Source organism: Pseudomonas sp. S10E 269, from assembly GCF_002798465.1.
GTDB lineage: Bacteria > Pseudomonadota > Gammaproteobacteria > Pseudomonadales > Pseudomonadaceae > Aquipseudomonas > Aquipseudomonas pergaminensis.
In genome coordinates this window covers 1,504,532-1,527,667 of record NZ_PHIJ01000001.1, presented here as the reverse complement: position 1 = coordinate 1,527,667, position 23,136 = coordinate 1,504,532, and the positions used below count along the sequence as shown (strand labels likewise).

Annotated in this window: 20 protein-coding genes; 6 read left to right on the top strand and 14 right to left on the bottom strand. The window is 62.2% G+C overall.

Going from position 1 to position 23,136, the window contains the following annotated elements; translation table 11 throughout:
- The first annotated feature begins 719 nt into the window (after positions 1-719).
- Complete coding sequence (locus tag CWC48_RS07230) at positions 720-2,669, top strand: pilus assembly protein TadG-related protein (RefSeq protein WP_100491583.1); 1,950 nt, start codon at positions 720-722, stop codon at positions 2,667-2,669.
- Here the strand turns inward: CWC48_RS07230 and CWC48_RS07225 are convergent.
- On the bottom strand, positions 2,666-5,392 hold the full coding sequence (locus tag CWC48_RS07225) for a PAS domain-containing sensor histidine kinase (RefSeq protein WP_100491582.1): 2,727 nt from the start codon (positions 5,390-5,392) through the stop codon (positions 2,666-2,668). The two genes, CWC48_RS07230 and CWC48_RS07225, sit on opposite strands and share 4 nt — an antisense overlap.
- A complete protein-coding gene (locus CWC48_RS07220; protein ID WP_100491581.1) occupies positions 5,389-5,838 on the bottom strand; it encodes a TadE family protein in 450 nt (149 codons plus the stop codon). The genes CWC48_RS07225 and CWC48_RS07220 overlap by 4 nt, the downstream gene beginning before the upstream one ends.
- Positions 5,839-5,910: 72 nt before the next feature.
- On the opposite strand from CWC48_RS07220, the gene CWC48_RS07215 reads away from it, so the two are divergent.
- Positions 5,911-6,360, top strand: a complete 450-nt coding sequence (locus CWC48_RS07215) for a prepilin peptidase (RefSeq protein ID WP_100491580.1) — start codon at positions 5,911-5,913, stop codon at positions 6,358-6,360.
- Between the two features lie 126 nt (positions 6,361-6,486).
- Positions 6,487-7,275 carry a response regulator transcription factor gene (locus CWC48_RS07210; RefSeq protein WP_100491579.1) on the top strand — a complete coding sequence of 263 codons (789 nt, stop codon included), beginning with the start codon at positions 6,487-6,489 and terminating at the stop codon, positions 7,273-7,275.
- Between the two features lie 11 nt (positions 7,276-7,286).
- Here CWC48_RS07210 and CWC48_RS07205 read toward each other — a convergent pair whose 3' ends face one another.
- The 8 genes from CWC48_RS07205 to cpaB are packed head-to-tail and all read right to left on the bottom strand — an operon-like array spanning position 7,287 to position 14,709.
- A complete protein-coding gene (locus CWC48_RS07205; protein ID WP_078046694.1) occupies positions 7,287-7,556 on the bottom strand; it encodes a DUF3613 domain-containing protein in 270 nt (89 codons plus the stop codon).
- 3 nt (positions 7,557-7,559) lie between these two features.
- Entirely contained in the window at positions 7,560-8,276 is a 717-nt protein-coding gene (locus CWC48_RS07200; RefSeq protein WP_078046695.1) for a tetratricopeptide repeat protein, read from the bottom strand.
- A gap of 10 nt (positions 8,277-8,286) precedes the next feature.
- On the bottom strand, positions 8,287-9,174 hold the full coding sequence (locus CWC48_RS07195) for a type II secretion system F family protein (RefSeq protein ID WP_099493363.1): 888 nt from the start codon (positions 9,172-9,174) through the stop codon (positions 8,287-8,289).
- 1 nt (position 9,175) lies between these two features.
- Positions 9,176-10,057, bottom strand: a complete 882-nt coding sequence (locus CWC48_RS07190) for a type II secretion system F family protein (protein WP_078046697.1) — start codon at positions 10,055-10,057, stop codon at positions 9,176-9,178.
- Between the two features lie 9 nt (positions 10,058-10,066).
- A complete protein-coding gene (locus CWC48_RS07185; RefSeq protein ID WP_078046698.1) occupies positions 10,067-11,338 on the bottom strand; it encodes a CpaF family protein in 1,272 nt (423 codons plus the stop codon).
- On the bottom strand, positions 11,335-12,528 hold the full coding sequence (locus tag CWC48_RS07180) for a pilus assembly protein (RefSeq protein WP_078046699.1): 1,194 nt from the start codon (positions 12,526-12,528) through the stop codon (positions 11,335-11,337). The genes CWC48_RS07185 and CWC48_RS07180 overlap by 4 nt, the downstream gene beginning before the upstream one ends.
- Positions 12,525-13,742 (bottom strand): type II and III secretion system protein family protein, encoded by a 1,218-nt coding sequence (locus tag CWC48_RS07175; protein WP_100491578.1) that lies wholly within the window; start codon positions 13,740-13,742, stop codon positions 12,525-12,527. The genes CWC48_RS07180 and CWC48_RS07175 overlap by 4 nt, the downstream gene beginning before the upstream one ends.
- A gap of 19 nt (positions 13,743-13,761) precedes the next feature.
- Positions 13,762-14,709 carry a Flp pilus assembly protein CpaB gene (cpaB, locus tag CWC48_RS07170; RefSeq protein WP_078046701.1) on the bottom strand — a complete coding sequence of 316 codons (948 nt, stop codon included), beginning with the start codon at positions 14,707-14,709 and terminating at the stop codon, positions 13,762-13,764.
- A gap of 331 nt (positions 14,710-15,040) precedes the next feature.
- Between cpaB and CWC48_RS07165 the strand changes: the two genes are divergently transcribed.
- Together CWC48_RS07165 and CWC48_RS07160 are read left to right on the top strand one after the other, a co-directional pair.
- On the top strand, positions 15,041-15,238 hold the full coding sequence (locus CWC48_RS07165; RefSeq protein WP_078046702.1) for a Flp family type IVb pilin: 198 nt from the start codon (positions 15,041-15,043) through the stop codon (positions 15,236-15,238).
- 47 nt (positions 15,239-15,285) lie between these two features.
- Positions 15,286-15,687: a response regulator gene (locus CWC48_RS07160; RefSeq protein WP_078046703.1), complete on the top strand. Its 402-nt coding sequence runs from the start codon at positions 15,286-15,288 to the stop codon at positions 15,685-15,687.
- Positions 15,688-15,716: 29 nt separating this feature from the next.
- Here the strand turns inward: CWC48_RS07160 and CWC48_RS07155 are convergent, their stop codons facing one another.
- The 4 genes from CWC48_RS07155 to CWC48_RS07140 form a co-directional block, all read right to left on the bottom strand.
- Entirely contained in the window at positions 15,717-17,399 is a 1,683-nt protein-coding gene (locus CWC48_RS07155; RefSeq protein ID WP_100491577.1) for a ShlB/FhaC/HecB family hemolysin secretion/activation protein, read from the bottom strand.
- 185 nt (positions 17,400-17,584) lie between these two features.
- Positions 17,585-19,183: a collagen-like triple helix repeat-containing protein gene (locus CWC48_RS07150; RefSeq protein ID WP_100491576.1), complete on the bottom strand. Its 1,599-nt coding sequence runs from the start codon at positions 19,181-19,183 to the stop codon at positions 17,585-17,587.
- Positions 19,184-19,484: 301 nt separating this feature from the next.
- The gene (locus tag CWC48_RS07145; RefSeq protein WP_078046706.1) at positions 19,485-20,333 is read right to left on the bottom strand and encodes a MaoC family dehydratase; all 849 of its coding nucleotides are present in this window, start codon (positions 20,331-20,333) and stop codon (positions 19,485-19,487) included.
- Between the two features lie 2 nt (positions 20,334-20,335).
- Positions 20,336-21,679 carry a 3-oxoacyl-ACP reductase gene (locus CWC48_RS07140; protein ID WP_100491575.1) on the bottom strand — a complete coding sequence of 448 codons (1,344 nt, stop codon included), beginning with the start codon at positions 21,677-21,679 and terminating at the stop codon, positions 20,336-20,338.
- A gap of 114 nt (positions 21,680-21,793) precedes the next feature.
- Between CWC48_RS07140 and CWC48_RS07135 the strand changes: the two genes are divergently transcribed.
- Positions 21,794-23,071 (top strand): acetyl-CoA C-acetyltransferase, encoded by a 1,278-nt coding sequence (locus CWC48_RS07135; protein WP_099493354.1) that lies wholly within the window; start codon positions 21,794-21,796, stop codon positions 23,069-23,071.
- Positions 23,072-23,136 lie beyond the last annotated feature (65 nt).

Genomic DNA, 23,136 nt, shown 5'->3' with positions numbered 1-23,136 from the left:
GTCACCCCGCGATCCAAATGTGGGAGCTGGCTTGCCTGCGAAGACGGCCTGCCAGCCGACCACTCTCTAACTGTCACCCCGCGATCCAAATGTGGGAGCTGGCTTGCCTGCGAAGGCGGCCTAACAGCCGACCACTCTCTAACTGCCACCCCACGATCCAAATGTGGGAGCTGGCTTGCCTGCGAAGGCGGCCTGCCAGCCGACCAGGATGTTGGATCTGAACGGGTACATATCCGTTATTTGGGTAACGGCTGGTATTGGTTCCGCCCTTACGGCGGCTCACTTTTGAAAAGCGCAAAAGTAAGCAAAACGCTCTTGCCCCAACACTCGGCACCTCGCCTAGGCTCGGTGTGCCCGTAATCCGACAGGTATTTGGGGGGGCGCCGCCACGCGCCATCCATGGCGCGGGGCGGCTAAACCGGCATCCCTGCCGGTTTACCCCCCAAATCCCTGTCGAATTCCGGCCAGCGTGTTTGACGGGGCGCCTAAGATCAAAAGCAGGGTCAAGATCAAGATCAAGATCAAGATCAAGATCAAGATCACGATCAACAGCGACTCGCTTCGCATCGTGGTTACGGGGGGTGTCGTGGGTGTTACAACTTCGTGTCGATATTTATCGTCATCGCCGGTAGGCCAGCGCCCGCATTGATTTGTGGCGACTGGCCAGCCCTTGTCTACACTCCAAATAACTACGGAGAGTAAGCGCTAAGGAGTGCCTGATGTCTCCCCGACTTCGTTCCAGGCAACGTGGTGCGATTGGCTTGATGGCAGCAGGCACCCTGGCGGTGGCCATGGTGTTTATGCTGTTGGCGGTGGACAGTGGCCGCCTGTACCTGGAAAAACGCAAGCTGCAGTCCATCGCCGACACCTCGGCCCTCGAAGCTGCCGGCCGTGGCGGCGTTTGCACCCCCAGCACCACCGCCAACGACTATGCCGTACAGAACGCTACGCGTAACGGGTTTCCGGTGGTCGCCGGCGATAACAGCCGTGGCCTGGCGGTGACCTGCGGTGCGCTGGTGACCAATGCCAGCAATATCCGCGTGTTTACGGTCGATGCCACCAAGAATGACGCCGTGCGCGTGGTGGCCACTCGCAGTGTAACGACCAGCCTCGCCAGTGGTATCTGGAGCATGTTCAGCGGTGCGCCGGTTTCCTCGCAGATGATCTTGAGTGCCACCGCCGTGGCGGCGTATGCGCCTCCGGTGGCGCAGTTGACCATTCGCAGCAGCCTGGCATCGGTGAATTCCAGCAATTCCCCGCTATTGAACATGGTCATCGGCAATCTGTTGGGCGGCAGCCTGTCGCTGACCGCTGCGGGTTGGAATGGGTTGCTGACCACGAATGTGAACCTGCTCAGCTACCTGGATCAGTTGGCGATTCAATTGAATGTGACGGCGGGCGACTACGAGGCGTTGCTCAACACGGCTGTCTCCGCAAGCCAGTTGATCGACGCCGCAGTCAAGGTGCTGCAGAAAAACGGATCGGTGGCCACGGCGATCATTAACGACGTGATCTCACTGAAAGCCATCGCCCCCAATACCCAGCTTTTGAAAGTGGGGGATCTGCTCAAAGTTGCCAGCGGAACACCCTCCGCAGCCTTGAATACCACTGTGCAGTTGTTTCAGTTGCTGGAGACGGTGGCGCAACTGTCCAATAGCAAGAGCGCGGTGAGCGCGGCAGCCCAGGTGAACATCCCGCTGGTGGGCAACGTCTCGATCCAGACCAAAGTCATTGAGGCACCGCAACTGTCGGCGATTGGTAATCCGGCAAAGGCCAAGGCCGGGCTTTTGAATAATCCGCAGACCGATCAGATTTTCGTACGCACCGCCCAAGTACGCACATTGGTCACCATTGATGCGCCGATCATCAAGGTGGTTTCAGGGGTTTCATCGATCCTTTCCGGCCTGGGCACGCCTGTGTCGAAGGTGGTCGGCGGCCTGTTGAACTTGAACCTGCCGGCAGTTGTGGGCGGCGTCTTGTGCCTGGTGGCGTGTAATGTCGCGGATGTTGATATCACCCAAACACTGTCCATTTATATCGAGGCAGCCAGTGCGCAAAGCTATGTCACGGACTACAACTGTGCCACGCCTGCCACCAAGTCGCTGACGGTCAAGTCCACCACTGCATTGGCCACCCTGGGCGTTGGCTATGTTGATCCGGTTGCGGCATTTTCTTCATCGGGCCCCGTCACCGTGCAGCCGGTCAGGCTGATCGATTTTGGCCAGCGCTATTGCATTGTGTTGACGCTGCTATGCGGTCCGCGCACAGCGGGCGTGGGCGGAGGATTGAATCTGAAGGCGCTGACGACCGTGGGCGCGCAAACCAACTCGATGCTGTTCTTGCCCGTGGCCGAAATGAACACGACGCCGACTTACAAAAGCCCGCCAGGCACCGCCGATATCATTCATAGCCTGGGAGATACCTTGAACGGCCTGCAGGTCACTTACGTACCGCCCACCGGCAGCACGCCCGGCCCGGCGAACGGTACTGTTACCAGTGCTCTGACAACCATCGTCAGTTCGGTGGTCAACCTTGTCCAGAACGTACTGGCGCCGATACTCGACCCTATCGTCAAAACCTTGCTTTCGGCCCTGGGCATCAGCCTCGGCAACGCTGAAGTCGGCGCCAACCTCACCTGCCACATGGGGCGTGCCTACCTGGTGATCTAAACCACCGGCAACTCCACGCAAAACCTCGCGCCTTGCTCACCATTGGCAACGCTCAAGCGTCCGCCCATGTTTTCTACAATGCCGTAGCTCACCGACAACCCGAGCCCGGTGCCTACGCCAATCGGTTTGGTGGTAAAGAACGGTTCGAAAATCCGCTCCAGCAACCGTGGGTCAATGCCGCCACCGTTGTCTTCTACCCAGATCCGCACATGGCGGCTGTCATGCTCGCAATGCACCGCAATCCAGGGACGGAACCCAGGATCTTTTTCGCGCTGGCTCAACAACGCATCACGGGCATTCACCATCAGATTGATCAGCACCTGCTCAAGCTGGTCGACGTGACCTTTGACCTGCACGGTAAAGTCCGCCGGTGTTACGCGCACTTCCACGCCCTTGCCACGCAGGCCTTCGCCGAGCAGCGACAGCGTGCCTTCCACCGCCTGCGACGGGTCGAAGGGCTGCTGTTCGATTTCCGAGCGGCGGCCGAACACGCGCATATGGTCCACCACCCGTGCTGCGCGCTGCACCTGGGTGTCGATGCGCTGGAGCTTTTCGGTGAGGTAGTCGATCTGCGCATCGCCGTTGCCCAGGCGCTTGAGCACATTGACGATGGCCATGCGCATCACGTTCAGCGGCTGGTTGATCTCATGGGCCAGGCCGGTGGCCATTTCGCCCAGGGTGGCCATCTTGGCGCTCTGGGTCAGTTGCTGCTGGGAGCGGCGCACCTCGGTGTTGTCGCGGCCGACGGCCTGCACTTCCACCAGCGCGCCCTGTTCGTCAAACACGCCACGGTCCGACCACACCCACCAGGCATGTTCGCGTCCCGGCAACTCCAGGCTGATCTCGGCGGTGCTCACCGGGAATTCCGGGGTCAACTGGCCGATGCGCTGCACAAAGGCCTGGCGTTGTTCCTCCGACAACCAATGGCCCAGGTTCAAGCCCGGCAATTGCGCCGGCAGACACTCCAGGTAATTGGCCAACGGCGTGTTGCCAAACGTCAGGGTCAGGTCCGGACGATAGCGGCAGATCATCGCCGGGGAGTCTTCGACCAGGATGCGGTAGCGCTCTTCGCTGTGCTTGATCTGTTCGGCGGCCAGGGTCGCGTCGGTGACATCCAGCCACAGGCCGACGGCTTCCACCGGCAGGCCGAGGTCGTCGCGCAGCAACTTGGCCTCATCCAGCAACCAGTGGTAGTTGCCCTGTTTGTCACGCAGGCGGTAGCGGCTGCGGACGCTGCCTTCGCGCAGCAATTGGCGGCTGCGCTCAAAGTACAGTTCGCGGTCGTCGGGGTGGATCAATGACGCCAGGCTGTCGTGGTTGCAGTCGGCCAACGTCCAGCCCAGCAGCGGCAGCAAGCTGTCACTGAAGAACGCCGGGTGCAGGGCGCCGTTGACGTAGCGCTGCACATAGATCACCGCCGGTGAGCTGGCGATCAGGTTATCCAGGCGCGCATGGGCGGCGGCGGCTTGCAGTTGCTGGTTCTTGATGTCGCTGATGTCGAGCATGAAGCCGATCCAGCGGCGGCTGTCGCCCACGCCCAGCACTTGACCCTGTACCCGATACCAGAGCGGGTTGTGCTCGGCGTCGGTGCGTTGCAGGCGCACGCTGGTCAGCAGCGGTTTGCCCAGGGCTTGCAGGTCGTGCAGGCGGCTGTTGAGTGCCTGGCGGTCGGCAGGGTGGATCAGCTCCAGCCACAGGGCCAGAGGCTGGCGGGTAGGGCCGTCTTCCAGGCTGAGGCTGTGCAGCAACTGCGGGGCGAGCTGGACTTCCTGGGTGGCCGGCAGCAGTTCCCACCAGCCGGTGCCGAGCAGGCCTTGCAAAGCCTCCATGCGGTCGAGTTGCTGGTGGTAGCGCTGCTCGCGCAGGCGGCTCAGCAGCGGGGCGGCGAGGGCGGCGGTGAGGTTCAGCCAGTCGCGCTCGTTGGTGTGCCGCTCGCCGCTGTAGAGGCCGCAGAGCAACCACGCGGCGACGCCCTGGCTGTCACGGTAGGGCACCAGGAAACCGTCGGTGGTGCCGAAAATGCCGTGCAGGCGTGGGTGGTCGCTGCGCGCCAGGGCCAGGCTCAACGGCGCGTTGCCATTGGCACTGTCCAGGCTGGTGCCCAGGTGTTGGCCGGTCTGCCATAAGGTGGGCGCATCATGGGCGGCGTAGTGGCTGTAGACGCGCCAGCCTTGGTCGTCCTCATCGAGCAAGGCCAGGGCGACGCAAGGGATTCGCCAGCGTTGGGCCAGGCTGCGCAGCTGTTCATTGAACACCTCAGGCAGGCGCGCCAAGCTGCACACGCGCAATTGCTCGCTCATCTGGCAGGCCAGCTGATGGTTTTGCTCGCGGTGTTGGGCCAGTTGCTGGCCGGCGATCAAGTCGCCAACGTCTTGCAGGTGCAAGTTCCAGCCATCACCCTGCGGCTCGACCCAGCCACGGGTGTGCAGGACCTGGCCGGTAGCGCCCTGGAAATCCAGGTCCAGGCTCTGGTGTTGCCACTCGGCGGGGCTGCCTTCGATACTCAGCGCGCTGTTGGCACACAGCAGTTCACGCAACAGCGGCCGGGGTTCGCCCACGCCGTGTGGCGCAAGCTGTGGGCGCAGGGTACCGCCGATGCTTAGCACGTGGCCCTGGGCATCCAGTTGCAGGTGCAGCCCTGGCGTCGGCGTGCCGGGGGAGTCGAGAGCCAGCGCGCTGGTGCGGCCGAGCAGGCGCCCGAAGAGCTTGTCCCCCGAGGTCAAAGCTGCAGACTCGAACTGACCAACAGGTTGGCCGGCAGATTCGGCACGGTGCCGATGACCGGCAACACCAGTGCAGGGAACACCGAATAGAGGCGGCTGGTGGGGTATTTGATCGTGACTTTCAGCGTAGTGTCGGTTCCAGAGTAGGTGGCGGTGACCAGGTCATCGGTAAACTGGAAGCTGGGAGGGATCCATTGCAACTGTTTTAACGCGGTAGTTTTGGCGAGTGTGGTCACCTGGGTGGTATAAGTGGTGCCCGCGGCTATCGGGTCCACCGACATAGCCTGGCGCACGCCCTCCGCCGCCGCCTGGTTGAACGACTGCATCATCAGCAGTGGCAGGCTATAGCTGACCAACCCATAGAACACCGCGAAAAAGATCCCGAAGACCAGGGCGAATTCAATCGCCGCAGCACCTTTTTGCTTTTTGGGGAGGCCCGTTTTCATGACTGCGTCTACCCTGACGGCTACTACCTGATATCAGCATAGAATCATTCAGCGAAAAGGGATGTTTTTTACGTGATCCAAAGCGTGGTGATACTGCTCTGGCTGGGGCTCTGTGCGTTGCAGGATATGCGTCAACGGCAAATCGCCAACAGCTTGACCCTGGGTGGGGCACTGCTGGCGTTGATCTACCTGCTCTGGATGGGCCTGACCTGGCTGGGAGCGCCTGCCAGCGAGGGAGGCTGGGCCTTCGCCGTGGCGCTGCTGCTGACCTTGCCCGGCTATGCGCTGGGCCGCTTTGGCGCGGGGGATGTGAAGCTGCTGGCCGCCCTGGCCCTGGCCAGTTCGCTGGACGTTTTGCTGTGGTCATTGATCGGCGCTGCCGTGTTCCAGGGCGCCTGGGTGCTTATCAGTCAAAGGCTTAGCGCGCGTCGAGAGGTGTCGCCTCCGGGAGTGTCAACAAAGCAGCCTTATGCGCCCTTTTTATTGACAGGGTTCGCGCTGCATTGGTTTTGGATCCATTAGTCGCACAAGGCCTCTATCGCTATGTACATAGTCGGAAAGTAGGTCTACGTTTATTGAGTAGATGTATAGGATTCTTCGTCAAAAGGGATAGGTCAATCTTTTGGCTTGCCAGGCATGGAGTAGCGCGTGAACAAGCTTACCTCGGCGGTGAAAGTGCTCGTGGTCGACGATCAGCCGATGATCGTGGAAGAGCTGTGCGAATTTCTTGAAGGCAGTGGCTACCGCTGCGTCCCTTGTGAGTCCAGCCGACACGCCTTGCAGCGCTTCAGCGAAGACGCCGAGATCGGCCTGGTGCTGTGCGACCTGCACATGCCGGACATGGATGGCATCGAGCTGGTGCAGGCCATGCAGAAAGTGGCCGGCAAGCAGCGGGCATTTGAGGCGATCATGCTGACCGGGCGTGCCGACAAACAGGACGTGATCAAGGCCCTGCGCGCCGGGATCTCGGATTACTACCAGAAGCCGATCAACCTCGATGAATTGCTCGAAGGCCTGCAACGCCAGGAAGCGGCATTGGAAGAGCGGCAAAAAGAGCTGCAACTGGGGCACCTGAACCAGAAGCTGCAATACCTCTCCGAATCCATCAATGACCTGTATCAGGACCTCGACAAAGTACGTCGCAGCCCAGGTACCGGCTTGGCGGATGAGGGCGAGTTGGCCGCCGAAGAAACCGGGCCGCTGGAAATCCCGACCATTTTCAACCAGCTGTCACCGCGCCAGCTGGATGTGGCGCGCCTGGTGGGCAAGGGCCAGACCAACTACCAGATCGCCTGTGAACTGGGGATCACCGAAAACACGGTCAAGCTCTACGTGTCGCAGGTGTTGCGCCTGACCCATATGCATAACCGCACTCAACTGGCACTGGCCTTGTCGCCGAACAATTCGGCGATGCGCCAACGGGTGACGGCACACTGAATCTTCGGGTGTTATTGGCTCTTCCCGCCCTTGGACGACCCACCGGACTCTGACTCGAAAAACTCCGGGATGGGGTGCTTGTTGCTGTCCAGCCAACGCTGCAAGGCATTCTCCCGTTCTGCGGGCGTGGTCCTTTGCGGCGTGGGTGAAGCGACCCGCCCATCGACCTGCAAGGCCAGCCAGTTTTCCGTCTCTGCCTGTTGCGGGGACGATGGGCCCGGTTCAATGGCCAGTGCGCTCAGCGGAAGCAGCGCCAGGCCGATCAGGTAATGTGCTTTCATCGATCACTCCTCACTTGATAGCCAGCGTATGGCATCGCTGACCGCCACGACTTTGCGTGCTGGTGCGCTGGGGCCCTTGAGTTTTTGCGCGCGGGCCTGGGCATCGGTGACTTGTTCGGGGCTCAGGCCCAATTGGCTGACCACCTTTGCCGCTTGCCCCCAGTCGTCCTGATAGATCAGCAAAGTCACCAGGTTGACGGCGGCCAACGGGTCGCTTTGCTTGAGCTCGATGGCGGTCATGAATTCAAAACGCGCATCTGCCATGCGCAGTTGGTTGAGGTACACCACGCCCAGGTCATTGCGGATTTTTTCGTCGGTGGGCGCCAGTTGCGCGGCCCGTTGCATATGCGCCATGGCCTGGGCGTTGTCGCCCCTGGCGGCCGCCAATTGCCCCAGACCGTGCTCGCCTTCGGCGTCCATGCAAGTACCGAGCAGGCTGCGGTACAACGGCTCGGCCTCGCTGCGCCCGAGCAGTCGGTAGTTACGGGCCTTGCGCTGGCGCACCTGAGGCAGGGCGTCGGGCATATTTTGCAGATTGGCCAGGCTGGCGTGCAGCTTGCCTTCGTTGGCCAGGTCATCGGACAGGTTGAGCGCCAGCTCCTGCTCGGAACTCGGCTTGGCGCAACTGCCGGATGAGGTCAATGCCGACCAGGGTGATTGGCCATCGGTGGCGCAGCCGCCGAGCATCAGCAAGGCCAGGCCGGCAATCAGTACTTTCATCAACGACTCCTTAAAAGTGACTCAACGCGCGGGCGATGCCGATAAAGGCCGGGCCGCCGAGCACGATCAGCAAAGCTGGGAACAGAAACACCATCATCACCACTGACATTTTTGCCGACATTTTCGAGATGTATTCCTGCAAGCGGGTCAGGCGTCGGTCGTCGAGCAATTGCTTGAGCGCCAGCAGCGACTTCATCGCGCCGCCGCCTTGCTGGATCAGTTGTTGGAGGATGATGCAGGTGTCGGTGAACTCATCCACTTCCAGCACGCGCGCGGTCTTGCCCAGTTCCTCACCCAACTCCAGCCCGGAATCGACCCGCGCCAGGATCAGGCGCAATTCGTGCGTGAGGTGGGGAAGCAAACGCTGGGCTTCGTTGCCCAGCACCCGTAACGACTGTTCAACTGCCATGCCCGACTCAAACAGGATGCGCAGCAGCGGAATAAACGTTGAGACTTCCTTGGCGATGGCTTGCTGGCGATGTTTTGCAGCCGCAGCCAGCACACGCTTGGGCAACAGGTAGCCAATCCCCAAGGCAAATAGCGGGGCGATCCATGCAGGGTCCGCATGGGGAAACAGAATTTGCTGGCCCAGGAGGGTCAGGCCCAGGAGCACGATGGGCAAACCGATCTGGAAGGCAGCAAACAGCGAGCGCTGGTTGGCCTTGCGCCACCCGACTCGGTTGAGCAACACCTGGGTCTCCTGGTCCAGGCTGACCGAGCGCTGGGCCAGGGTGCTCCCGCCGAGCTGGCGCATCAGCGTACCGAGCCGGGCATCGCCGCCCATCCGCCCTTGCAGTCGATCAGCGACCCGGCGATCGCGCCGGCGATGCTCCAGCAATTGGCCGGCCACCAGTACCAGGGCGGCGAGCAGCAACAAGGCGCTGGCGAGAAGGGCCATCTCAGACACTCCTCAGCATGCGCCACATGATCAGGGTGCCGCAGATGTCCATGGCCAGTGCGCTGAACAGCATGATGCGCCCGGTGCCGTCGTTCCACATGGTCATCAAATAGTCCGGGTTGACCATGATGAAATAGCCCACGATCAGTACCGGCAACCCACCCAATACATAGGCGGTCATGCGCGTTTCGCCGGTCATGGCCTTGAGTTGGCGGGCACCTTGTTCGCGCTCGCGAATCATCTTGATCAGGTTTTCCAGCAGCTCGCTGGCGTTGCCGCCGTAGCGATGGTTGACCTTCAGCCCCAGGGCGAACAGTCGGAACTCGTCCTGTTCGTAGAACTCGGCGAAGTCACTGACGGAGTCCGGCAGGCTGACCCCCATGCGCACGTTGCGCTGCACCCGGCCCATGGCGTCCTTGAGTGGGTTTTCAATGCTTTCGACGCCGCCCAGCACAGCATCGGCCAAGGTTCTGCCGGACTTGAGGCTGCGAACGCTGTGGTCGAGCAACTGCGGCAGCTGTTCGACCATGCGTTGCACGCGCTGTTGATAACGCCAACTGATGTAGACGCGCAGTGCCAGTGGCGGCCCCAGGATCATTGCGATCAGGCCCAGCCCGTCGGCGAACAGCCAACCGAGCAATGCGCCGATCACCCAACCGCTCAGCCATAGGCCCAGGCGATCGGTGGGCTTGCCCAGCCCGGCGCGCGCGAACATGCGCTCAAGCCCGGTCCATTTGGTCGCGGTTTCCTGAATGTCGGGCTGGCCGTCGCCGAGGCGTTCCAGCACGCGGTCCGTCTGGGCCTTGCGCAGGCCGTGGTGAAACTGCCAGAACGACAGGCCGATCAGCAGCAGGCAGACAAGCAGCAATATCGGTCCGGTCATCAAGCGCCCCTACGACTGCAACGCCGATTCACGGCGCAGTTTGTCGCCGGCCGGGTTGATGGCTTCGCGCAGGAACCCGATGCCGGTGCGCCGGTCCAGGCGGAACAGGGTGTTGGTGACATACACGTCTTCGCGTACGCCGACCACTTCCACCACCTCGCTCACACAGCGGCGGCCATCGGGCATGCGCGTCAGTTGGATGATCACGTCCAGTGCAGCGCAGATCATCTGGCGCAGGGTTTTTTCCGCGACCACACGGCCGGTCAGGCCCACCAGGGTTTCCAGGCGCAGCAAGGCATCCTGGGCATTGTTGGCGTGCACGGTGCTCATGGAACCGTCGTGGCCGGTGTTCATGGCGGTCATCACGTCGAGCACTTCCACGCCACGGATCTCCCCGAGGATGATGCGGTCCGGGCGCATCCGCAGGGCGTTGCGGATCAGGTCGCTGGAGCGTACTTCTCCATGGCCTTCGGCGTTTGGCGGGCGGGTTTCCAGGCGCACCACATGGGGGTGGCCCAATTGCAGTTCGGCCACGTCTTCAATGGTGACCAGGCGCTCGTGGGGGTTGATCAGCTGGCTGAGAATGTTCAGCAGCGTGGTTTTGCCGGTGCCGGTCCCGCCGCTGATGAGGATGTTGCAGCGCTTGCCCACGGCCTCCTGGAAGAATTCGAAAATGCTTTGGTCGATGGTCTGCATGGCGACCAGGTCGCTGCTCTTGAGCATGTCCTTGCGAAATTTCCGAATCGACAGGCATGGCCCGTCCAGGGCAATCGGCGGGATGATCGCGTTGACCCGGCTGCCGTCGGGCAGGCGCGCATCCACCATCGGCGAGGATTCATCGAGGCGCCGACCCAGTGGCGCGAGGATGCGTTGCATCACGCGCTCCACGTGGTGGTCGTCGATAAAGCGCAGGTCGCTCTGGTGCAGCAGGCCGTCGCGTTCGATAAACACCCGGTGCGGCCCGTTGACCAGGATCTCGGTCACCGAGGGGTCGCGCAGCAGCACTTCCAGTGGGCCGAAGCCGGTGAGTTCGTCGACGATCTCTTCGGCCAGGCGCTCCATTTCATAGCGCGAGATCGCCAGGCGCATGCGCGTGATGTATTCGGAAACCTTGTCGATGACAAACTGCGCCAGGGACTGGCGCGTGCCTTCGAGCAGGTTCTTGCCCGACTCTTCGATGGCGTCGATGATGTAGCGATGCAGCACCAGTTTCAGGCCATCGTGATCGCTGTTGCCCCCGGCGCTTCGGGCCGGGCCGCCAAATAATTTTTCGCCGTTCATCGTCCGGACCCCAGGAAGCGTTCAAACCAGCGCATTGAGGGTTTCGCGAGGCCCTCGGAGCGTTTTGCCAGGCGCTCGCCCAAGGTGCGCACGGCTTGGGTCAAAGGTTCACGTGGGGCCAGGGCGAACAGGGTCTGGCCCTGGTTTTTCACATTCAGGCGCAGCTCGGCGGCGAGGGGGAGTACGGCGACGCATTCGAGGCCGAAGCTTTTTTCCAGGGCTTCGGTGTCCGGCGCACAGGCCTTGATGTAGCGGTCCACCACCAGCTTGGCGTGATCGAGCTTCATGCCTTTTTCGCGCCAGCGGTTGATCACCGCGAGGTTGCGGCGGCAGTCCAGTACGCTTTGGTCAGTGCACCACAGCAGCTTGTCGCAGTGGCTGACAAAGGTGCGCAGAGCTTCGCTGTCCGGTTGCCCGGTAATGTTCACGACAATGTGCTGGAAGTGCTGGCGCAGCGCACTGAGCAACATGAACAGCTCGGCGGCACTGGTGAGTTTGAGCGGTTCGTCACCGGTGGCGTACGCCAGGATGCGCAGGCCATCGAGGGCGGTGGTGAAGGCACTGTTGATCAAGGTGGTGTCGAGACGGCGCAAGTGTCGCAATGCATCGCCGAAATTGAACGTGCTCTCCAGGCCCAGCAAGGCCAGGCTGTCGCTGCGCGGCAGGCCCAGGTCGAGCAGCAGGGTCTGCTGCCCGCTTTTTTGCACCACCAGCGCCAGGTGGGTGGCCAGCATCGCCCCATCGGCGTTGCTCTGGGTGCCAAACAACACGGTCAGGCCGCCCAGCTGTGTATTGGGCGTGACGGTCGGCAGGCGCTTGCTGAGGCGTCGCACCAGGCCGGCCACTTCGCTGGAGCGTGAGCCATAGGCGACGAAATCGCGGGCGCCGGCCCGCATGGCGTTGAGTACCAGCTGGTTGTCCATGCCATCGCCGAGGGCAACTACCGCGAGCATCGGCTTGGCTTCCAGGGCACCTTCGATCAGCGCGCTCTGGGCCACTACGTTTTCACGGTCCAGGCCGACAAACACCAGGTTGGCAAAGGTCACGTCCACCAGCGCCAGCAGCTCGTCCAGGCTGCCGGTGCCGGCGCTCACGACTTGGCCCAGGGGCGCCAGGGCACCCTGCAGCCACTCAAGGTCAGTGGCGTTGCGGGTGATGGCGAGGAAGGTCTGACTCAGGCTATCGCTCATTGGGAAAGTCCACTGCGACGGTCGAAATTACCGTTTTCCAGGAAGAACAGCCGGTACCAGTTCGGGTCGTAGGTGCGCAGTTTTTCGCCGGGCAAGGAGGGCAATTGGGCGTTGGCGGCCAGCGGCTGCACCAGGTGCGGCGTGACGATCATCAGCAGTTCCTTTTCTTCGCGGCTGATATTGGAGTCGCGGAAAAACGCGCCGATGATCGGGATATCGCCCAGCCCTGGAAACTTGCTGATGGTGGAGCGGTTATTGGTGCTGATCAGGCCGCTGATCACAAAGCTCTCGCCATCGGCCAGGGACACGCTGGTGTCGGTGCGGCGCACGGTCAGCGCCGGCACCTGGATGCCTTGGATCTGCACCGCATTGCTGTAGTCCAGCTCGCTGACTTCTGGCGCCACCTTGAGGGTGATGCGGTTGCGGTCGATCACCGTGGGGGTCAGGGTCAGGCGGATGCCGAACTCCTTGTACTCGATGGAGATGGTGTCGCTGCCGGCGCTGGGCACCGGCACCGGCACCTCGCCGCCGGCCAGGAAGGAAGCGCTCTGGCCGCTCATGGCCACCAGGCTCGGGCGCGCCAGGGTGTAGGCAAAGCCGCTGCGTTCCAAGGCATTGATCATGGCTTTTACCCGGCCACCGCCAAAGCCGATGTTGAAACTGTCAGCGCTCACCGGCAGTTTGAACACGCCTTCCGAGGGGGACAGCAGGTTGGGGCTGCCGAGGAAAAAATTCGTGCCCGTGCCCAGGAACCGCGTGCTTGCTTCCTTGAGCTTGGTGCGGCTGACTTCTACAAAGCGGATATCGGTCTGCACCTGGCTGGGCAGCAACGGGTCTTCCGACGGCGACAGTGACAGGCTGGTCAATGCCGAGGTGGCCTTGCCCTTGACGAACACCATGCTCTGGCGCGGCGCGCTGGCGCAGGCGGTCCACACCATCAGGCTGGTGGCGCCGGACGATACACCGGTCAGCAGGAAATGTCGGTCGCCGTTCACCCGCACATCGGCGATTTTCGGATCGCCGATGGCCAGGCGCGTAATGGCTACCGGTGATTGCAGCTCCTGTTGCAGGCCTTCTCCCACTTCGACCACGGCGGGCAACTGGCCCAAGGCGCTGCAATTGCCCGGCGCGGCCAGAGCCATGCCGACCGGCAGGCTCGACAGCATCAGGGCGCAGGCCAGTTGCGTGAACATGGGGGCGTAGCGATGGCTCATTCAAAGCATCCTTGCTCGATCACGGAGTTTGTGGCGCCGCCTGGGCGCCGCGAATCACTTCAATGCCACGGCGCACGCCAGGCTCACCGGCGGCCGCGGCTGCGGCGACGCGTTTGGGCGGGCCGGTCAGGGCCAGTTGAGTAAATTGGTAGAGGTCGCGGTTGGCACTTTCCAGTTTGTCCGGCGATTCGTTTTCACCGGCCCAATAGCGGCTGAGCAGTTGCTCTTCGGCGCTGCGGACGGCCAGGCGCAATATCCCGGCTTGTGCCGCGAGCATCATGCGGCTTAACAGAGGCTCCGGCACGGCCAGCACAACGGTGCGCGCGCCCGCCCGGCGTTGGGCGGCCTGGGCGCGCTCTTCGGCGGTGGCCGGCGGCGGGACGGCGGGTGTGCCATCGTTGGCCAGGCCCAATTGGTCGCCCACGCTGAGCAGGCGCATGGCGGGAAGGACGATCTGGGCCGATTGCTCGGCGTTGCTGGTGTCCTGGCGCAAGAACAACAGTACGTCCACGTAATCGCCGGGGCTCAGTTGGCCGCCGGCGCCGATGACTTCGTCCACGGCCACTGCCAGGGCGCGTTCGTTGGGGCGAATCATGCGTGCGAGGGGGCCGCCGCTGTTAAAGCTTTCTTCGGTGAGCCAAGTGCCGGCGCCGAGGGCGCGCAGTGGCGTGCGGCCGATGGCCTGGTCGAGCTGAGTGAGGCTGCCAGCGGGCACGGTGCGTAGTTTTTCCACCGTCAGGTCGGCGGCGGTCAGCGGAATAAAAGCCGGCACATCATGCACCAGCACCACCACCGGTTGGCGCGTCTGGTCTTCGGCGGCAGCGACGGTGTTTGCAACGGAAACGACAGGTGCAGCTGGGGCGGCGACAGGCTCCGGTGTGCGGCTCAAGACCAGTCCCCAATACCCGGCGATCAACGCCCCGATCAGCAACAAGCCGGCCAGGACCATGCTGATACGACTGTTCATGACGGCTCTCCCTATCCCGTTGCACTGCGCGCCCGCTTAATCCAAACGGGTTAATCCGCAACCTGGCTGTGATGAACATCTAACGATTTGGCTATTTGAAGGTAGCTCAGCTAGGACGAAATGCCATTACCGTAGGAAAAATTTATCTGAACTATAGAAGCAGCGGCTTGGCGTGCAGGTTTATGGCGTCAACGTTGTGACTAATACTTTGTGATTAATCCGTTATTACAGTTGTGAGGCCGAGGTTTGTTGACAATGCTCTAATGGCACGCCGCGATCATCTGGTACTAGAGCCGTTCCGGCTTCCAGTGGCGTTTTAGGGAGAAGTCTTATGTTCCTTGACCTGGTGTTGAAACTTTACGTTCAGACGCAACTATTCTTCAGTCGCAAAGAGGGTGCCTCAGGTATCGAGTACGCAATTGTCGTCGCGTTGGTCGCGCTGGTTATTGTCGGCGCCGGAACGGGGCTGGGAACTAAGATCAAAAACATTTTCACCAACATGACCACAAGCATGCCGACTGGGACCTGATTTAAGTGTGGCAGTCGTTATGATTATTCCCTCTTGCAGGTAATGCCATGAGCGCGTCTTCTTCACGCCAGCAAATCCTATTGGTGGACGACGAAGAGGACGCCTTGATCGAACTTGCCGAATCCCTCGAGAACGAGGGGTTTGTCTGTTTTACCGCCAACTCCGTCACCTTCGCCCTGCAAGAATTGACACTTCACCCCGACATCGCCCTGGTCATTACCGACCTGCGCATGCCCGAGGAAAGTGGCATTTCCTTGATCAAGCGCCTGCGCGAACACACCTCACGTTCCCACCTGCCGGTGATTGTGATGTCCGGTCATGCCGAAATGGATGATGTGAGCGACATGCTGCGCCTGCAGGTGCTGGACCTGTTTCGCAAGCCGATCTACCTGGTGAGGTTGATTGATACGTTGAACAACCTCTTCCCCCTCCCCAAAGCGAAACTGTAGGCGCCCGGAAAGCCGGGCTCCTGCAGATGTCAGAGCTGGTAACTGAAGCTCACCGAATAACGCGGCCGCCGATCGTAGCTGTCCAATGCCACGTCCGACATCGGCTTGGCGACCTCCAGCGCGATGTTGTAGTACTTGGCATCGCCAAAACGCAGCCCCAACGCCGCCGATGACAGGTCGTTGCCCTGCACCGGCAGGTCGTTGAACCAGGTCTTGGCGCGGTCGAACACCACGTAGGGTTGCAGGATTCTCACCCAGTCGCCGGCGCGGTTGTAGCTGTAGTTGACCTCGTAGGCCAGGCCCCAGCCCTTGTCGCCGGTGCCCTGGTCATCGGGATAACCGCGGCCGAAACTCTGCCCGCCGAAGGTGGCGCGTTCGCTGTCGGGCAGGTTGTCGTTGCTCCAGTAAAGCGCGCCGGACAGCACGCCTTGCCAGTTCTCGAACAGCTTGTTGCTCTGTACGCCAGACAGGCGCAGGCGGAAGAAGTCGAGGTCGGGTTTGAGGCCGCCAAAGTCCGTGCGGGTCTTGGCGCCCATGCCATTGATTCCTTGGTACACGCCGCCGCTGATGATGCGCAATTGGGTGGTGTCAGCCTTGCGCCAGTCCCCTTCGAAGGCCAGGGCGCGCAGGTTGGTTTCAAGTTCGAAACGCTGGGGGAAACCTTCCAGTTTGTAGCGGTTGGTCTGGTCGACGGCGTAGAGCCGCGTGCCCAGGCTCAACGACTCGCTGGGCGAGGCGATGAAGGGGTGGCTGATGCCAATGGAGTAACGGTCGATCTGCTGGTGTGGCTTGAGTTCCAGGCCGTCGCCCAGTTGCAGGCTGGTGCTTGGGTCGGCGCGGTAGCGTTCCCCCGAGAGCGCGAGTTGGGTGCCCTCGGCGTTGATGAATTGGCTGTAGGTCGCGCGGTAGTAGTGCTCTTTGTCTTCGCCTGGCGGGAACAGGCCGCTGATGCTCAGTTGCTCGCCCATGGATGTCCACGAGTTGCTGGTACCGGTCAGCAAGGCCTGGGTACCGCCACGGCTGGCTTCGTTGAGGCTCATGCTGGTGGTGATGGGCTTGCGGCTGGCGTTGATCTGCATGTGGGTGCCGCCATCGGTGGTGCCTGGCGGCGGCACCTGGGCTTGCACGGTTATACCCGGTATAGCGCCCATCAACGTGGTGTAGCGCTCGAACGTCTTGCGCGTGAGCGGGCGTTCGGCCTTGAGTTTCTCGGCCAGTTTGTCGACGTAGGACGAGACCGCGCCAATGTCGCCTTGCAGTTGGTAATCCCGGATGTAGCCTTCGACCAGCACCACGCGCACCAGGCCGTCCTCGAAACGTTGTTCCGGCAGGAAGGCGTACGACAGCAAGTAGCCGTCCTGCTGATAACGCCGGGTGATGCTGCGGGTGGCTTCGATCAATTGCTCCAGATTGGTTTCGTGGCCGATCAGCGGCCCGAATGCCTGCGCAACGTCGCTGAGCGGGTAGACCGTGCCGCCGTCGATCTGCAGTTTGCGGATGGTCACTTTGGTGTCCATCAGCAAGGGTTGCCCGGCGGTGGGCGCCGGCGTCGGCACCTGGGTGGGTGTGGCCGCCGGACGGTAGGCGTCGGCGGGCAGGTTGGGCACGGGCAGGTTGCGGATGGTGTCGTTGCTATTGAGGAAACTGGGTAGGGTATCGGCGTGGGCATAGGCACTGAGGGTGAGCAATAACAACGGCGTCAAAGCGCGCATAGGACACTCCATGGTCAAACTGCAGCAGCGTTTCGCAGATTCCCGCCGGGCTCTGGGGGCGCGGTTCGGGTGCTTTCAGGGATCGATCATTGACCCATAAAAAAGACGAGAGACTTAGTGGGGTCTCTCGTCTCAACCAAGCGTAGGCGCTGTAGGTGAGGCCGTCTAATCGGCCAGGTGCAATTCTATTTTTTGCCGCCCAGGCCGCCTAACAGCCCGCCCAGTAGACCACCATTTGCGCTGCCGCCTGCACCGGCAGAGGCACCGGCACCGGCACCGGCACCGGCGCCTGCGCCGACACCCAGGTTCAGGCCGCCCCCGAGCAGCCCGCCGCCGGTATTGGTGCCGCCGGTGACCAGGCCGCCGATCGAGGCCACGGTACCGCCCACTGCAGTCACTGTACCGCCGAGGGCGTTGGTGACCGGGTTGGCATTGGTGCCGCTGATTTTGCCGCCCAGGCTGCTGACAGCGCCGCCGACATTCGTCGCCAGGCCATTGACGGGCGCACCCAGGCCGGTGGCACCGCCGATGGTTTGGGTCAGGCTTTGCACGCCGCTGGTGACAGGGTTGATAGCGCCGCCGATTTGAGTGGTCAGCCCGGCAATGGGGGCACCGGCCGCTGTGTTGGGGACGCCGCTGCCGCCCAGGAGGGTACCCAGGGACGCCACGGTGGTGCCGGCTTTGACACCCGTGACGCCGGTCGCGCTGACCACGCCGTTGGTGTTGCCTGCATCCAGGCCGCTGCCGGCCCCGGCGATCACGCCACCGATCAGTTCAGGCAAGCCCAGGTTGTTAGTACCGCCACCTGTACCACCGCCGTTGCCGCCGCCACTGTTATCCGCATCCGGGTCGACATAACCGCTGGCCTTGCCGACCACGGTGCCGACACCATTGAGCACATTGCCCACCGCGCCTGTCACAGGGTTGCCGGTGCCGCCGGTGTCGGCGACTTTATCGCCCAGGCCGTCGACGGTATCGCCCACTTTTTTCAGCAAACCGCCCACTGGAGAATCCAGGCCGGTAGAGGAGCCGACTTTGCCGGTGGTGTTTTCCACCAGGGAGACCACGGGCACCAGGACTTTTGCGCCCACGGTGTTGGTGACCGAACCCAGTGGGCCGGTAGTGCTCGCGGTGCTCAGGGTGTCGCCCAGCATGGTCACGGCATTGCCCACCTTGCCGACGACGTTGCCTACCACCGGTGCAGCGCCGCTGACCACCGGCACTTTGCCCAGCAGGGTGGCGACATTAGTGCCGGTGACGGTCACGCCGTCGCCCAGGTCGGAAACCCCGTTGGCCACGCCAGCGACGGTTTTGCCCAATGCATTGCTGTCAGTACCCAGCGTACCCAGGCCATCCGACAGGCCGGTACCGATGCTGCCGACGGCGTTGCCGGTAGCGGTGACCAGGTCGCCAGCGGTTGCACCGACGATTGGCAGGCTGCCAAGGGTGGTGCCCAGGCTGCTGACGGTGCCGCCGAGACCGGTCACGGTATCGCCGACGGTGTCGACCACGGTCGCCGTAACCAGTGGCGTGGTGCCGCCGCCTGGGTTAGTGCCCGGGTCGGTGCCAGGATCGGTGCCGCCACCGGTTCCCCCGCCGCCTGTACCGCCGCCTGTACCGCCACCGGTTCCCCCGCCGCCTGTGCCACCACCTGCGCCAGCGCCAGCATCGGAAGATCCACCACTGTGATGCCCACCACCACCGCTGCTGCAGCCGCCGAGTGCCAGTGCTACTGCCAGGGCCAGCGCGGTACTTGCTTTCCAAAACACTACTTGAGTTTTCATGATTGAGTTCCTTGCACCTGTACAACCTTGGTTGTCTTCAAACGCTCACTATTTCTAGGGATAGCGATACGTTTGTCCGTGTGGCTATAACAGCCCCGGACGTGCGTTCTCTCAATGCTCAACTTGGTATTAACGATTTATATATCGCGCAGCTGTACCGTTTAAGTAGCTAATACCAAGGGTATAAGGCGGGGATGTATCAAGATGTATATATGTTTAAAATCAATAGGTTGTATAAAAAAGCGGACTTAAAAAAGTCCGCTATTACTTAGGGTGTATATATACAATTAATCATTTTATTTCAGGCGATTGGCTGCCACTTGCCTACCATATGTTCAATATCGCCTGCGCCTTTGAGCCACAACTCTCCGCTGGAACCGGCGGCGCTGGCCAATAACGTCACTTCACTGGGCAGGCGTACGGGTTTCCTGAACTCGACGTTTATCTCAACATTGGCGGCGGGCAGGTGTTCGCCAAGTGCGGCGAGGGTATGCGCCTTGTTCCACAGTCCGTGGGCGATGGCCTGGGGGAAGCCAAACAGCTTGGCGGTCAGGGCGCTGAGGTGGATCGGGTTGTAGTCACCGGACACCCGTGCATACCGGCGACCGATGTCGGCGGGTGCCTTCCAGCGGGACAATTCGCTGACCTGGGTGGGGGAGGGTTGGGCGTCCTCTTGCGCCTCACCGTCCAGTTTCACGCCTCGGCACAGCATGCGGCTTTCGGCTTCCCACAGCAGGCCAAGGGAGTCTTCGACGGTGGTGATCAGGTCGAAGGTCGCGCCCTTGGGGTGGGGCTTGAGGTTCTGCGCGTGCACACCGACGGACAGCTCACTGACACCCCCCAGCGGGCGATGGATGCGGATACGGTTGCTCAGGTGAATCAGCCCCAGCAGCGGGAAGGGAAAGTGTTTATCGGTGAGCAACTGCATCTGCAGGCCAAACGCGAGGATATGCGGGTACGTCGCCGGTAGGATCGGGCTGTCAGCAAAACCACAGACCTTGCGATAGGCCGCCACGTGCCTGGGGTTGATGCTCACCCGACAACGCAGCCCCTGCTCGGGCAGGGCGCTGCCGGTAATCTTGCGCTTGAGCGCCGCGCGCCAATACAGCGGCGGCAGAAACGGCGTATTGCCCAGTGTCTTCCATTGCATGCTTACGCTCCCAGGAGACTTTGCCCACACACACGCAGCGCTTGCCCGCTGACCGCACCCGAACCTGGTTGGCCCAGCCACGCCACCGCTTCGGCGACGTCCTGTGGCAGGCCGCCCTGGCCCAGTGAACTCATGCGTCGCCCGGCTTCACGCAAGCCAAACGGAATATGCGCGGTCATCTGGGTTTCGATAAAGCCCGGCGCCACCGCGTTGATGGTGATGCCACGCTCCTTAAGCAGCGGCGCCCAGGCCTGCGCGAGGCCGATCAAGCCCGCTTTGCTCGCCGCATAGTTGGTTTGCCCACGGTTACCGGCGATGCCGCTGATGGACGCCAGCAACACCACGCGGGCGTTGTCGTGCAGGGTGCCGTTGTCGAGCAGCGCCTGGGTCAGTACTTGCGGCGCATTGAGGTTGACGGCGAGCACCGCGTCCCAATATTCCGGGGTCATGTTCGCCAGGGTTTTGTCGCGGGTGATACCGGCGTTGTGCACCAGGATGTCGAGGCCATCGGGCAACTGTTCAATCAATTGGCGGGCGGCGTCTTCAGCGCAGATATCCAGCGTGACGGTGCGTGCCCCCAGGCGCGCGGCCAGGGCTTCGAGGTCGGCCTTGGCCTGGGGCACGTCGAGCAGGATCACCTCTGCGCCGTCGCGGGCGAGGGTTTCGGCGATGGATGCACCAATGCCTCGGGCGGCGCCGGTGACCAGTGCCTTGCGCCCGGCCAAGGGCCGCGTCCAGTCTTCGACCGGTGTGGCGCAGGCCTCCAGGCGAATGACTTGGCCGGAGATGTACGCGCTTTTTGGCGAAAGGAAGAAGCGCAGTGCGCCTTCCAGTTGCTCTTCGGCCCCGTCACCAACATAGAGCAGTTGCAACACACCCCCATTGCGCAGCTCTTTGGCCAGCGAGCGACTGAACCCTTCCAAGGCGCGCTGGGCGCTGGCGGCAAAGGGATCGCTGAGACCTTCCGGCGCACGCCCGAGGATCACCAGGTGCGCGCTGTTATCGAGGTTTTTCAGCAGTGGCTGGAAGAATTCGCGCAGCTGTTTGAGTTGGTCGGTGTGCTGCAAGTCGCTGGCGTCGAATACGACAGCCTTGAGTTTGGGACCGTGGCCGGGAATCCAGGTCGAGGTCTCGCTGCCGTAGGTGTAGATGGCGTCAGTGAGCCGATTGGCGAACGCCTGCACCTGGGTGGTCAGCGCACCGCCGCCCAGCAGCAATGCACCCTCCACTGGGCGAAGGCGCCCGGCTTGCCAGCGTTCCAGGCGTACCGGTGACGGCAGGCCAATGGCGGCGACCAGGCGATGGCCGAGGCTTGAGTTGGCGAAGTCGATATAACGGTCAGACATGGAACGCTCTCCGAAGGCTGGGGTTCAAAGGGTTGACCACCCCGGGGTGGCAGTCGTTCGATTGAGCCTAGGCTAGGCTTGGTGATTCCACCCACAACCATCAGGGAGCTTTCCATGACTCAATTGCGCCGTGTAGCGATCATTGGCGGTAACCGCATTCCTTTCGCCCGCTCCAATGGCCCCTATGCCACGGCGAGCAACCAGGCGATGCTGACCGCCGCCCTGGAGGGCCTGATCGAACGCTACAACCTGCACGGCCTGCGCATGGGCGAAGTGGCTGCCGGTGCGGTGCTCAAGCATTCGCGCGACTTCAACCTCACCCGCGAATGCGTGCTGGGCTCGCGCCTGTCACCGCAAACCCCCGCCTACGACATTCAGCAGGCCTGCGGCACCGGCTTGGAAGCGGCGCTGCTGGTGGCCAACAAGATCGCCCTGGGGCAGATCGAATGCGGGATTGCCGGTGGGGTGGACACCACCTCCGACGCCCCTATCGGCGTGAATGAAGGCTTGCGCAAGATTCTGTTGCAAGCCAACCGCAGCAAGTCCGTGGCGGACAAATTAAAAGTCCTGTTACAACTTCGTCCCCATCACCTCAAGCCAGAACTGCCGCGCAACGGCGAACCCCGTACGGGTTTGTCCATGGGCCAGCACTGTGAATTGATGGCGCAGACCTGGCAGATTCCGCGTGCCGAGCAGGACCAGTTGGCCCTGGAAAGCCACCAGAAAATGGCCGCTGCCTACGCTGAAGGCTGGCACAACGATTTGCTCACGCCGTTCTTGGGCTTGACCCGCGACAACAACCTGCGCCCGGACCTGACCCTGGAAAAACTCGCCGCGCTCAAGCCCGCCTTCGAGCGCAGCGAAAAAGGCACGCTCACCGCCGGCAACTCCACGCCGCTCACGGATGGTGCGTCGCTGGTGCTGCTGGGCAGCGAGGCCTGGGCCCAGGAACGTGGCTTGCCGATCCTTGCGTATCTACGCGATGGTGAAGCGGCGGCGGTGGACTTCGTTAACGGCGCCGAAGGCCTGCTGATGGCGCCGGTGTACGCGGTACCGCGCTTGCTGGCGAGGAATGGTCTGACGCTGCAGGACTTCGATTACTACGAGATCCATGAGGCGTTCGCTGCCCAGGTTTTGTGCACGCTCAAGGCCTGGGAAGATGCGGACTACTGCAAGACGCGCCTCGGGCTGGAGGCACCGTTGGGCGCCATCGACCGCAGCCGGCTGAATGTGAAGGGCAGTTCACTGGCGGCCGGGCATCCGTTCGCTGCCACGGGTGGGCGTATTGTCGCCAACCTGGCCAAGTTGCTGGATGCGGCGGGCAAGGGACGTGGCCTGATTTCGATCTGTGCGGCAGGTGGGCAGGGTGTAACCGCGATCATTGAACGTTGAAACTGGCATATTGGATGCATTCTTAAGTGATCAACGGTCGGTAGCCTCTCCCACCGGCGAGCTGA